9 protein-coding genes and 1 riboswitch are annotated in these 13,033 nt (G+C 34.8%); of the genes, 8 read left to right on the top strand and 1 reads right to left on the bottom strand.

Annotated elements, in window-relative coordinates; genetic code table 11:
* Nucleotides 1–54: 54 nt before the first annotated feature.
* Nucleotides 55–256, bottom strand: a riboswitch (cobalamin riboswitch).
* Between the two features lie 141 nt (nucleotides 257–397).
* Together K5X82_05875 and K5X82_05870 are read left to right on the top strand one after the other, a co-directional pair.
* The gene (locus K5X82_05875) at nucleotides 398–1,249 is read left to right on the top strand and encodes a lysophospholipid acyltransferase family protein (GenBank protein ID QZT38421.1); all 852 of its coding nucleotides are present in this window, start codon (nucleotides 398–400) and stop codon (nucleotides 1,247–1,249) included.
* A gap of 62 nt (nucleotides 1,250–1,311) precedes the next feature.
* Nucleotides 1,312–2,595, top strand: coding sequence for a tetratricopeptide repeat protein (locus K5X82_05870; protein QZT38420.1), 1,284 nt, complete (start codon nucleotides 1,312–1,314; stop codon nucleotides 2,593–2,595).
* A gap of 220 nt (nucleotides 2,596–2,815) precedes the next feature.
* Here K5X82_05870 and K5X82_05865 read toward each other — a convergent pair whose 3' ends face one another.
* Nucleotides 2,816–3,517, bottom strand: a complete 702-nt coding sequence (locus tag K5X82_05865; protein ID QZT38419.1) for a phosphoadenylyl-sulfate reductase — start codon at nucleotides 3,515–3,517, stop codon at nucleotides 2,816–2,818.
* A 625-nt stretch (nucleotides 3,518–4,142) separates the two neighbouring features.
* On the opposite strand from K5X82_05865, the gene K5X82_05860 reads away from it, so the two are divergent.
* From K5X82_05860 to K5X82_05835, 6 genes are all read left to right on the top strand, one after another.
* Entirely contained in the window at nucleotides 4,143–6,497 is a 2,355-nt protein-coding gene (locus K5X82_05860) for a TonB-dependent receptor (protein QZT38418.1), read from the top strand.
* A 7-nt stretch (nucleotides 6,498–6,504) separates the two neighbouring features.
* Nucleotides 6,505–7,758: a DUF4374 domain-containing protein gene (locus K5X82_05855; protein ID QZT38417.1), complete on the top strand. Its 1,254-nt coding sequence runs from the start codon at nucleotides 6,505–6,507 to the stop codon at nucleotides 7,756–7,758.
* Nucleotides 7,759–7,831: 73 nt separating this feature from the next.
* On the top strand, nucleotides 7,832–8,938 hold the full coding sequence (locus tag K5X82_05850; protein ID QZT38416.1) for a PepSY domain-containing protein: 1,107 nt from the start codon (nucleotides 7,832–7,834) through the stop codon (nucleotides 8,936–8,938).
* A 165-nt stretch (nucleotides 8,939–9,103) separates the two neighbouring features.
* Complete coding sequence (locus tag K5X82_05845; GenBank protein ID QZT38415.1) at nucleotides 9,104–10,840, top strand: hypothetical protein; 1,737 nt, start codon at nucleotides 9,104–9,106, stop codon at nucleotides 10,838–10,840.
* 225 nt (nucleotides 10,841–11,065) lie between these two features.
* On the top strand, nucleotides 11,066–11,968 hold the full coding sequence (locus K5X82_05840) for a hypothetical protein (protein ID QZT38414.1): 903 nt from the start codon (nucleotides 11,066–11,068) through the stop codon (nucleotides 11,966–11,968).
* Nucleotides 11,969–12,159: 191 nt separating this feature from the next.
* Complete coding sequence (locus tag K5X82_05835; GenBank protein ID QZT38413.1) at nucleotides 12,160–13,014, top strand: hypothetical protein; 855 nt, start codon at nucleotides 12,160–12,162, stop codon at nucleotides 13,012–13,014.
* Nucleotides 13,015–13,033 lie beyond the last annotated feature (19 nt).

Here is a 13,033-nt window from a genome sequence, read left to right as displayed (position 1 = left end):
GAGATGGTATTCTCTTAGCTCTTTTACCTAGCCATTAATCCCGATAGCCGATTTATTTAAATGACTTAAAGAAGTAGGTTTTCTGACTTTGGATCCTTTGGTTGTTCCTTCCCAATACAATTTAAGTATCAGTGGTTCTAACAACAAGGTTTACTTTTATCCATTACAGCTGCGGGTACAGTCCTTGATTTTCACAAGATTCCCTTATAAACAGACTAATAAGTCCGTTTATGTTCCATCTAAAAGCATGCAATGATAGGAATTATTTTTCACCAATCACCTATTTTTAATGACCAATAGTTGTAATTTTTATTCAACATTTCTTACTTATTAACTTGAAAAGTCGTTAATTTACCTGCGATTGTTATGTTGATTAGAACAAATTAAATAAACACGAATGAACAAAGTTAAGTATGCCCCTTTTTATCTAGCTTCTCTTCTCCCTTTTAGGATATTATATATAATTTCTGATATTGGATTCATCCTTTTATATTGGGTTATACGATATCGTCGTGATGTTGTTTCTTCTAACTTGATGCATGCATTTCCAGAGAAAACAATCGAAGAACGGAAGAAGATAGAACGTGGTTTTTATCGTCATTTTTGTGATATGTTCTTAGAGATGTTAAAAGTGCTTACAGTCTCTGAAGAGTCGATAAAAAAACGATATGTTGTAGAGAATAGTGAATATATCGAGGATCTTTTTCGTCAAAAGAAGAGTGTTGTTCTATATGCAACACATCATGCTAATTGGGAGTGGTTTTCGATTTTTCCATTAAGTATATCCCATCATGTGACAGCTTTCTATAAGCCTCTTCGAAATAGTTATTTTGATGGATTGATGTTATTATTACGTGAGCGTTTTGGGGTGGAGTGTATCCCATCAAAGAAGGGGTATCGGGCTTGTTTAAAACAGCGTAGAGACGGTGTTGTGGCTTTAAATTGTATTATAGGTGACCAGTCTCCAAAAGAGAGTTCTGGTTCATATCGTACTACTTTCTTAAATAGAGAGACATCATTTTTTACTGGGGCTGATGTTATTGCAAAAAAGACAAACCAATGTTTGGTTTATCCTCAATATTCTAAAGTGAAGCGTGGTTACTACCGTGTGACGTTAAAAGAGATTCATCACTCTCCTTCAGAGGTGAATGATTTCTCACTGATAGATCGATATGTTGAATTGTTAGAGGAGTCATTGCATGCATATCCCGAAATGTGGTTGTGGAGTCATAAGCGTTGGAAAAGATAATAATTATCTTTAAATTAGATTTCATAAGTGATAATCTATACCAACTCTTAAAAAAGCTACTTATGAAAAGCAAACTTCTATGTTTGTTGTGTATCCCATTGTTTGTGATGTGTAAAGCAGTACAAGTTGTGCAAACAACACCAACTGATCCTAATGTAAAAATTATAGACGAAAAACCTGAAGAGGTAATCGTGAATAAAAGGTGTCAAAATATTCGATTGGCATTAACATACGCGAAAGAGAGGATGCAGAATTATGACTATAAAAATGCATTGGATACCTTGCAAGGAATGTACACAAAAGGAGTTTATGACTATTCGTTGTTAAAACAGTTAGAAGCGGTGAATTTCGTTCTTGGAGATTATCCTAGTTGTATTTCACTATTAGATAAAATGGAAGAGGAGAAGCCTCATACAGATCAATTGACTATCCACAAAGGTATTGTGTATCGTAAAATTGGTGAGTTTTCTCAAGCGAGAGATCTTTTTTCTGGAGTCCTTGAGAGAGATTCTTCCAACGTCTTTCTATTGGAACAGGTCGGAGATATGTCCAAAGAGATTGGACTTGTCGATCAATATCCAGCATATTATCTCTTAGCATTAAAGAGTGGTGCTTCCTCCTCAGTATTGAATAAGTATCTCTCCTATCTTATGTCAAAGGATTTAAATCAAGAAGCATTAGATGCTGTATATGAATATGCTCCTCCTTTGATGCGTCCCTATAAAAAGTTAAGGTATAGTTATGGTGTAATTCTATATCGATTGAAACGATATCTAGATGCACATGATGTATTTACACAATTAATTGAGGACAAGTCAAGACGATTGCTTTGTTACTATTATGCTGGCTTATCTCTATGCCAAGAAAAAAGATATAAGGATGCTATACCTTTATTAGAATTTTATGTAAAAAATAGTAAAGACATTGATAGCTATGCTCCGTATCATGTGCTAGGGTGCTGTTATATGGATATCAAAGAGAATGATAAGGCAATGAATATGTTCAAATTGGCTGTTAAGATGATATATCCAGAAGAGAAAGCAGTGATGTCTGTATATTCGAAGATGGCAGATGTGTATAGTGAACAGAAGAAATATAAAGATGCAGCACTAGCCTTTCAATCTATAGAAAAGTTCTATCCGAATGAAGAGTATGCTCTATTTCAGATGGCATTATTACACCATTCAAAGACCAAGAATTTTAAGAAAGCAGCCTCTTATTATAGAAAAGTGCTGAAGAATGTTAGCCCAAGTGATACGGCAGATAATGAATTAAAGAAGTACTTTTATATGACTTCGAAGAGTGAATTGAAGAAGCTAGAGAAACATCTGTTCTGGACAAAGTGATATTAATATCCTATAAATTATGAAATGAGCTTTACCCTTGTGTCCTATAATGTGTATCCTTTATAGAAACTATCATCTTAGGGAAAAACAATGTTTCCATTCTTATATCTAGACTTAACAAAATATATTTGCAAGCGATGATAGATTATTTCAAAATTCAATAGGTATAAGCAAAAAGAAGATTCCATTTGTAAAATAGACAAATGGAATCTTTTTTGAGCTATTTTTTATGAAGTCCACACTCTTTGGTATCTGGTGACTCCCAATACCAACGACCTGCTCTTACATCTTCCCCTTCCATAATTGCCCTAGTACATGGCTGACATCCGATAGATGGGTAGTTTTTATCGTGAAGTGTATTGTAAGGAATCCCTTGATTTTTTACATAGTCCCAAACTTTGTCTTCATTCCAATTAATCAAAGGGTTCACCTTGATCATCTGGTTGCCTTCATCCCACTCAACAATATTCATATCTGTTCGTGTTACCGATTGCTCTCTACGCAGGCCACAGATCCATACCTTAAGTCCTTTAAAAGCTCTTTTTAATGGTTGTATCTTTCGGACTTGGCAACATTGCTTTCTTTTCTCAACACTATCGAAGAATAAGTTGATACCTTCTGTATTGACCATCTCTTCTACAGCAGCTGACTCTGGAAAGTATACAGCCATCTTAATACCATATTTTGAATTGGTTCTATGAATAAGATCGTAGGTCTCAGGAAATAGTCTACCTGTGTCTAAAGTAAATATTTTAGCCTCTTTGTCAATAGATAGAACCATCTGTGTTAACACTTGATCTTCTGCTCCAAGACTAGATGCAAGTGCTATTTCACCTTTGAATTCATTTAGAAAAAAAGAAAGAATTTCTTTTGATGACTTATCTTTTAACTGATCATTCCACAATGATATTTGTTCTCTCATTACTATCTCTTTTATTTATCGATTTAAGAAACAAATTGGTTCTTGTAGCAAAGATACAAAATGACAGGTGATCGTGAAAATGATCAAGACCTCAGTTGAAGCTTTAATTTTGATCGTATGGCAGAACGTCTGTGATCGATTTGTTTTATCTCGGTTATTTTACTTCTTAGTAAAGGTTTCTATATACGATAAGTTAGATTCCTGTTTTTCCTTTTTCTTCAGTCGTATCTATATTCTCTCCGAAATTATATTTCATTAAAAATACAGGCTATTTCATTAAATATTTATTCCTGAATTACGTATGAAAACAAAATAGTTCAGGAAATATCTTTGCTTTTGTGAGTAAACTCTGATTGAAATATGATTGTACTATTTCGTTAATCTGTATTTATGTTTCTCATGTGACAATATATTTTATTAGAATACCTAAATCAGGGGATATGCTGAATATTTGTAGACATCTGTTTACTTACTGTTGAGTAGTGTTGGTTTGATATTTACATGATTGTACTGTTATGTGTTGTGGGATAAAAAAGAGTTGTATATCCCTAATTGTTGGTATTGACTTCCTTGATAACACAAATTATGTTTGTATAGAAATATCAAACCAATTTGTCTTTAAATAATGAGATTACTACTTCTGTCTCTAATCGTAATGCAGACGATATCTGTAGGGTTTTGTAAAACAGCAAATCCTGATGCCTATAATAAGTATGCAATATATGTCGTGGTGATGGATGAGGAGGGCACTCCTATTCCTTATGCATCAGTACAGCTAATTCATCATAAAAAAAGTGGAGTGACCAATGCTAATGGAGTTGCTCAATTAACATTGCATACGCATGTTTCTACAGATACGCTCGTGGTTAGATATGTTGGTTATGAAGAGGTGAAGAGAGCATTATACTTCAAGAGGAGTAAACCGATGAAAATTAATATTCGATTAAAAAGTCTTTATGTCGATTTAGATAATGTAGTTGTGCATGGTTATTCAGAAACTTCTCAAATAAAGAGATCTAGTTTTACCGTTTCTGCTATCGAAACCAAACAGATAAAAGGACTGAGTAAAGATATCAATCAAACATTGGAAGAGGTTCCAGGTGTAAAGATACGTCAAACTGGAGGCATGGGTTCGGATTTTAATTTTACTATAAATGGTTTTTCAGGTAATCAAGTGAAGTTTTTTATTGATGGAATCCCTATGGAGTTTTTAGGTCGGTCTTATGGATTGAATAGTCTTCCAATAAATATTGCCCAAAGAATTGAGGTTTATAAAGGGGTTACGCCAGTCTATCTTGGGGCTGACGTTCTTGGGGCTGCGGTGAATATCGTTACAAATAAGCAGAAGAGAGATTATTTGGATTTCTCCTACAGTTATGGCTCTTTCAATCAAAATCAACTGTCTGTATTGTCCAAGAAATTTGTTTCAGAACATGTTGCTTTATTTACTAATGTTATTGGCAATTATGCTGATAATGATTACAAGGTCGATGTCGAGATTTATGATAAAGAAGATCTGTCTTATAAGGGTGTTCAAAAGAGGAGTCGTTTTCACGATGCCTATAAAGGTGCATCTGCTGAGTTTGGCGTAAGTTTGGTAGATCTCCCTTGGGTTGATGAGTTGACACTAAAGATCATTGGCTCTACGGATTATAAAGAGCAACAGACTGGTGTAAATATGACTCAAGTGGCTGGTCAAACATATACTACGAGTAAGATGGGGATGCCCTCAGTATTGTATCGAAAGAGAGGTTTTATTCTAAAAAAGTTGGATTTAAAAGCATTCACTTCAATGAATATAAATAGTACAATGGTTGCAGATACAAGTTCTCGAAAATATAATTGGGATGGTGATTATACGCTAAATGCTATTGGAACATCCGGTGAACTTTTGAGGTATAAAACTTTATTGACCTATCATGATCGAAGTGTGATGTCTAATGTCAGCTTAGACTATCCAATTAATACCCATCAGAAGATCTCTGTAAATAATAGTTATAGTTACTATCGAAGGGAAGGGACCGATGAGGCTAATCCTTATGAAATTCCTTTTAAGGAGCCAAATATATTGAAGAAGAATATTCTTGGAGTATCCTATGAATGGAAGGCATTTTCTGAGAAATGGAGATCCAATATCTTCTACAAGAACTATTGGATGCATCTCGAATCAGTAGAAGCAAGTTATAATACTTATAACCCTATAGAGGCAACATATCATCATCATGGTGCCGGATTTTCATCAACATTTTTTATTACGGATGATTTTCAACTTAAGGGTTCTTTTGAGAAAACATATCGCTTACCCCAGGCAGCCGAAACCTTAGGTAACGGTCTCTTGATTTTAAATAATGCAAATTTGAAACCAGAACAGAGTGATAATTGGAATTTCGGTTTTGTGTGGAATAAGAGTATTGGACTGCACCAATGGATGGTTGAAGGGAATTACTTTTATCGCTCCTCAAAAGATCTTATTCGACTCAATGCAGAGAATATAACCAGCCATTATGAAAATCTTTCCATGGTGAAAGGGAGTAGTTATAATATTGATTTAAGTTATCGTTATAACTCAAGGTTTGCATTGTCCGCAAATGCCACATACTTGGATGATGTAAATAAGTCCAATCAATATGGTTTTTATGATGTAAGAATACCTAATAAACCATATTTATATGGGAACCTGTATTGCTCCTATACTTTTCCTCGCCTTTTAAGACAAAAGGATGCCTTAAGTCTTAGGTGGAACTCAAATTATGTACATCAGTTCTTCTTGGCATGGCCTAATATGGGAACCAAATCCGAGAAATATACGATTCCAGAACAGTTATCTCATAGCCTCTCTGTTCTTTACCAATTAACACCGAAGGTTTCCTTATCCGTTGCATGCAACAACTTATTGGATGCCAGTTTATATGACAATTATGCACTTCAAAAACCAGGTAGATCCTTTATGACTAAAGTGAGATACTATATTTCAAAATAGAAACAACATGAACAAATTAAACATTACAAAATTAAGTCTACTTCTCCTACTAATAGGCTTAATAACTTCTTGTGAAAAGAAAGATGAAGAGATAGATAATAGTGCGAATATTAAGCACGATCAAAAATATGTGGTGGCATTAAGAACGTTAAAAACGGGAAATAGTACTGCAGATTATCTTCTTACAACCAAAGACTTAATGTCCGGTGAAATATCTGCAGAAGGAAATGGATTAGAGCAGATCGGTTGGCGTTTTTTTACTTCCATTTCAGGTCGCTATTTAAGTGTGGGATATGGGGATAATAATATTATCGGCTACACTGTTGATAACAATAGTGGAAAGCTCACAAACTATGGGAAGATGGTTTTTGAGCGATTAGATATGAACCAATCGATTGATGATCGTATTATGTTAGGAATTGGTGCTCCTTGGGGAGGAGGAACAGATGTTTGCACGATGATGATTATCGATACCAAAGAGTTGAAGGCAAACAGTGTGAAGAAGTTGAAGTTAAGTAATATGGCTTTAGAAGCAAATGAGTACCTCTGGCCAACCTCAGCAAGAGTAATCGGAGATAAACTTTTCCTCTCTATTTATAAACTGTCTGGGAGTGATTTCTTAACTCCTGAAACTGATAAAGCATGGGTAAGTGTTTTTAGTTATCCTTCATTGGAATTTATAAAAACGATTGAAGATGATAGAACGGGTCCTATTGGGCAATATGGGAATAGTAAGATGATGGTAGAGACCGAGACTGGTGATATCTATACCTTTTCTTCATGTTCGATTGAAGCTGGATATGACAAGGAGACAAAACCGTCAGGAGTTTTACGAATAAAGAGTGGAACCACAGAATTTGATCCTGGGTATTTCTTCAATATTGAAGAGACGGGGAGTGAAGGCTACGAAGTGGTCTTTACAAAGTATTTAGGCAACGGAAGAGTGTTTGCTCGTGTGGTGACCAAAGATGGAGTGGAGACGAAGTGGAGCTCATTAAGTCCAAGTGTGTTTGGAAGTAAGTATGTAATCATCGATATATTTAAAAAGACCATTTCGGAGATCTCTTCTTTACCAGTGACTTCAGGTACTCGTACTAATAATGTCCTATATGAAAATGGAAAAGTATATACTGTAATTCATGATGCGAACAATAACATTAATATATATCAGATTGATACGCAAACATTGAAAGCAGTAAAAGGTGCTACAGTAAAGGGCTTAGACTTAGCTGGAATCTTTAAAGTGGAGAAAGCACAATAGTCGTTTTTAATCTCAAATTAAATGACCATAGGAGTTCTCTTACTATTTAAGGGGACTCCATTTTTTTATTTGTATGAAGAAAAAGATTTTTATTATACATCAGTATATTGGTTTGGTCACAGGCCTTTTAATGTTCTTGACCTCTATTAGTGGTGCTTTGTATGTTTTTGAGAAGGAACTATTCCATGCGTTTCATCATGATGTTTTGTATGTGGATCAAATAGGTGATCAATCTTTACCTATAGATAAACTGTGGGATATCGCGCAACGTGAAGTTGACGGTTATGACATCACTTCGGTTAAGACTTACCAAGACCCTTCACGGAGTTGGGAATTTAAGTCCTACCATCAAGATAATAGTGCGGTTACTTATTTTGATTGGATAACACAAGACAAAATTGTTTATATAAATCCATATAACGGTAAGGTTATTGGGTTATTAAATCACAAGTATGAGTTTTTCCAATTGGTAAAGATGTTTCATTGGAGTTACTTTCTAAGAACAGCATATGGGCAACCAATTGTAGGAGCTGTCACTTTGCTATTCTTTATTTGTCTTATTACAGGGCTATGGTTATGGTGGCCTAAGAAGGGAATAAAGAAGGGGGCATTTAAACTTAGATTTAATAAATGGCGTGTTCTTAACCGAGATATCCACTTTACTTTAGGGGCATTGACTTTTCCATTAGCAATAGTAATCTGTATTACAGGAATGATTTGGGCCTTTCGATGGATGATGGCAATTGTATATCTGATCTTTAATTTGGGAGTTAATAGTTATGATACTACGGTACCAAAGTCAATAGTAGATCACCAGGATATAGGTATTTATCAAGAGGTCTATTCCACATGTAAAGATATATACACTGATGCTTATGCAATCTCTATATATCAACCTAAAAAGTCAAAAGAGTCAACAGTAAATGTATTTGTTCAGAATGATAAAGCGGTATATTATAATAGTGCTAGACTCTCATTCAATCAATATAATGGACATTTGGTGAGGTCATCAAGTTTTGAAGAGGCTAGTAGTGGAGAAAAAGCGATTATGTTGAACTATGATATTCATGTTGGAGCAATAGGTGGTATTTTTGGGAAGATATTGATGTTTCTAATAGCGATTGTACTTGCAGCGCTCCCAATCACTGGTTATTTTCTGTGGGTCAATAAAAAAAAATAGGTATTATTGTATAATAAATACTGTCTGTTGAAATAAATATTGAAGTAATTAGTTTAACTATTTCCACCTATACTTACAGTTAGTGTGAAATATAGTAGGAAAAAATTTATTCTCTATCCCCTTTCGACTTGTGATGGGAATCAATACTATATTATACTATAATCTATGAAGTTGATAACTAGATCTATAACCTACATCCTTGGAGTCTTTTTAATTATCTATTTTACTACTCCTGTCTTATCCTTCTCGTTTGTTGAGTTTCCTTCTTATTTATTGTTGATATGTATAGTACTCTTGATTAGGTATTGTGTTATTAATGAGTGTTTTAATGAGCTTTGGGTCTCAGTCAATACTAAGGTAGAGCACAAAGAGTATAAGGGTAAGACGAAGAAAACGGATAGTAAGATAAAAAGACCTCGTTTTGCATATTTCGATTTCTTGAGAGTAATGACATTATTATTATCTCTATGGGTTCTGGGATTAAAGTTCTACTCTTCTGCATTATTCCATGCTAAAGCGTACCGTAATTTGATCGGAGACGTGAAGATTAAGTCTAGTTTTGAGGATGATTTTGCCCCAGTATCTACTGTCCAAATTCGAGTTGTAGATAGAGATATGGCATATCGTTTGGGGGATAAAGTTCTTGGGACTATACCATCCTTGGGGAGTCAAGTCGATATTGGGGAGTTTACAATACAGATGGTGAGAGGTAAATTATATTGGATTGCCCCAGTATGTCATTCTGGATTCTTTAAATGGAAAAGAAATAAAAACGGAACACCTGGTTATATAAAAGTGAGTGCAACGGATCCAAGAGACGTCTCGTTTATTGAGAAATATGCAGATCACCCAATTCGTATTAAGTATCAAAAAGAAGCTTATTTTCAAGACTGTCTCGATCGTCATATCTATTTTAATGGATATATGACCAATGGTTTCACGGATGCTACTTTCGAAATTAATGAATTTGGTAAACCATTTTGGATCGTTACACTCTACGATAATAAGGTTGTTGCAAGTGGTGGGGATGCTACAGGTGTTTTGGTTATTGATGTGGAAACAGGCCGAATGAATGAGTATGCTATTGATGATGCACCCAGGTGGATTGATCGAATCCAACCTAAGGCGTTTATATTAGACCAACTAGATGATTGGGGAAGATTTATTCATGGTTTTGGGAATTGGTCTAATCAAGGTATGCTACAGACTACTAAAGGACTCTCTCTTGTTTATGGTAATGATGGTAAATCTTATTGGTATTCAGGACTTACATCAGTTGGTGCCGACGAAGGTACCGTTGGATTTGTTCTGGTTAACACGAGAACTAAAGAAACTATTTGGTATCAACAAGTTGGTGCAACAGAGCAAGCTGCAAGAAAGTCAGCTATGGGGAAAGTCCAAGAAAAAGGATACGAAGCTAGCTTTCCTATTACATACAATATTAATGGAGTTCCTACATATGTAATGTCTTTGAAAGATAAGGGAGGTTTATCCAAAATGACTGCGATGGTTTCGGTAAGAGATTATACCATTGTTGGTGTTGGGAATAATCTAAAAGAGACCTTACGTAACTATAAAAATACTTTGCACCAATTAGATGGAACCATCTCTCCAACACAATCTGAGAATCAAGTTCAAATTAAAGGAACCATCGTACGACTGGGAAGAGATATTAGAGGTGGTAACACGAGTTATTACATGCAGTTAAGGGAGTTTCCTAAAGTTATATTTATTGGAAGTAGTATTATTTCTAATGAGTTACCGATCTCAAATGTAGGGGATACGGTGAAGATTGTAATTGATGATTTTAGCGATCCCTTTATTGATATTGTCTCTTTCGATAATAAGAGTATTACCCAGCGACTAAAAGTGAATAAGAAGATGTTTCGAAAGGATCGATAAGTTGAAGTTGTTGCCTACGAGTGATTAAGAGGGCTGCCTTCTATCGTATGCTCCATATTATTATGCTAATATCTTTGATTAGTGAAATAAATGTATATTTTTGTTAATAATAAATATATTATAGCAAATATTTTAGAATGGTATTGGTCATGCGGTTGTGATAAAGGAATCGATTACTAAATCTGTATGTTCGTTATAATGATTACTAATAAAATCTTTTCTATTATGAGAAAGCTATTTTTATCAATTATATGCACCTTCTGTTTGCTTCCACTTTTTGGTCAAGATCTAATTGTTACTACATCAGGGGATTCAATTGCATGTCTAGTTATTAGAGAAAAGAGTACTAAAGTAAAGATTGAACAGCGCTTGGACAACAAAGTTGTACAGTACTATATGTCAAAACAGATTATTAAAGGAATAAGTAGAGGCTATTATACTAGATTGAGTATTGAAGATTTTGACGATAGTAAAGCATCAAATAGTTTGAATCCATATACAGATTTTGGAGGTGATAGTACTTTGATTATCGGTAATGATAATCCTTCGTTAGAGGCTGTAGTCGAACCTCCAAGAACCCCTTCTATTTTTTTCTCTGTTGAGTATGGGGCCAATTGTTTGCTGTTAAAGGATAAAGAGCGAGGTAAAGGAGTTTCTTCTGGTGGTGGTTTTTGGAAAGTAAACTTTAGCCCAATTGATCTTAATGGAGGCTCTATTGGATTTACTTATATGCATGCAGGAACCTATTCTCCGAGTAGTAAAGTAGGAACAGAATCCAAATTTAATGCATATTTGTTATCCCTTAGGATAGGGCCATCGTTAAGAGGAGAAAATGGTAGTGGATATTTAGATTTTGGATTGGGTGTCGGAAAATATCATTTGGAAGATGTGGGCAAAGAGGAGAAGAATATAGTTGATGTTTCTCGATTTGCTGCAAGTCTTTCTGGAGGATATGTTATTAAGGTGGTAAATGGCTTCAATTTTGTTCTTTCTGTTGGTATTCTTGGGGTGTATGGGTCCGAATTTGAAGAGCAATATGCCCCCGAAGAACCAGATGGATATAAATATACTCCTGAGGTGCTTGCATTACAGTTACATGTGAGCTTAGGGATCATGTTAGGACATTAATGATGTTTGTACGCCAATGCTGTGAATGAACCTGAAATTAATAAGGAACTTTATTATAGATTAATTGTATATTTATTACACTATCTTGCTATGAGTGAACCAAATTATTGTTTCTCATCACAAAGTGACGAATATATTGGTCTTTAGATAAATGGCTACTATAGTATTTGTCTGAAGTAAAATCTAATAATATGAAAAGAGCCTTATCCCTTCTAACTATGTTTGTCATCACATGTAGCTTTGTGATGGCACAAGATCTCCTCATTCTTAAAGATGGAGCCCAGATCCATGGAAAAATATTATCGATTGAAGAAACTACTATTACGATTAAGGTCAAAAGTTCAGGTCAACCGGTTGAAGTCACCTATCTCTTAGAAAATGTCTCGAACTACAAGCTAAATTGTGTTGGCAAGAAGAGACATAAGCCAAAATCACAATTTGCGACACCTTCAAGCTATCGATACTATTTTGGGGTGTATGGTGGGATTGGATCTTCTTGGAGTACTCCTAAATATAGTATTGATAATGGGTTTGTTAAAAGGAGTATAAATATGACTTATGCAGTGAGTCTAACCTTTTATGGACAGCGAAATAGTGGATTTGCATTGGACTATTTTGGAACTAAAAGTTCAAAGGATGTAACAAAGAAATTTAATGATCTATCTTTTACTTTTCCCCAGATAGAGTATAATTCATCGCTAGATGTTTCTACTCATGCGTTTTATCTCTCTTATTGCTACCGTTTCTTCAATCAGTTGACTAAGGCGAACTCATATATTGCTATTGGTGCTGGAGCAGTAAGAAAGAATGTTACAATATTTGATAGTGTTAATACCTATAGCACTGGTGGATTTCGTTTAGGAGCAGGTAACTATCTGTCTCTATCCAAAGGACTTTGTTTAGACTTCGGTTTAAATCTATTCTATCTTTTTCCTATCGACTATAAAGAAGTTCGCATCGATTCCGATGTATTAGACATAATGGGAGATAATGAGATGGGCGACTTTATGATCAATGTTTATATTGGTTTGGTATTGAGAGGGTAGCTTGTGTTTATACCAACCT

The organism is Prolixibacteraceae bacterium, assembly GCA_019856515.1.
Classification (GTDB): Bacteria; Bacteroidota; Bacteroidia; order Bacteroidales; family Prolixibacteraceae; genus Halosquirtibacter; species Halosquirtibacter xylanolyticus.
The sequence above is the reverse complement of the archived record's forward strand: the minus strand, read 5'-3'. Positions and strand labels throughout refer to the sequence as shown.

Bases quoted from the DNA above. Each gene is read 5' to 3' on its own strand.
- K5X82_05860 (QZT38418.1), top strand. From the start codon at position 4,143: ATGAGATTACTACTTCTGTCTCTAATCGTAATGCAGACGATATCTGTA.
- K5X82_05840 (QZT38414.1), top strand. From the start codon at position 11,066: ATGAGAAAGCTATTTTTATCAATTATATGCACCTTCTGTTTGCTTCCA.
- K5X82_05875 (QZT38421.1), top strand. From the start codon at position 398: ATGAACAAAGTTAAGTATGCCCCTTTTTATCTAGCTTCTCTTCTCCCT.
- K5X82_05865 (QZT38419.1), bottom strand. From the start codon at position 3,517: ATGAGAGAACAAATATCATTGTGGAATGATCAGTTAAAAGATAAGTCA.
- K5X82_05870 (QZT38420.1), top strand. From the start codon at position 1,312: ATGAAAAGCAAACTTCTATGTTTGTTGTGTATCCCATTGTTTGTGATG.
- K5X82_05850 (QZT38416.1), top strand. From the start codon at position 7,832: ATGAAGAAAAAGATTTTTATTATACATCAGTATATTGGTTTGGTCACA.
- K5X82_05835 (QZT38413.1), top strand. From the start codon at position 12,160: ATGAAAAGAGCCTTATCCCTTCTAACTATGTTTGTCATCACATGTAGC.
- K5X82_05855 (QZT38417.1), top strand. From the start codon at position 6,505: ATGAACAAATTAAACATTACAAAATTAAGTCTACTTCTCCTACTAATA.
- K5X82_05845 (QZT38415.1), top strand. From the start codon at position 9,104: ATGAAGTTGATAACTAGATCTATAACCTACATCCTTGGAGTCTTTTTA.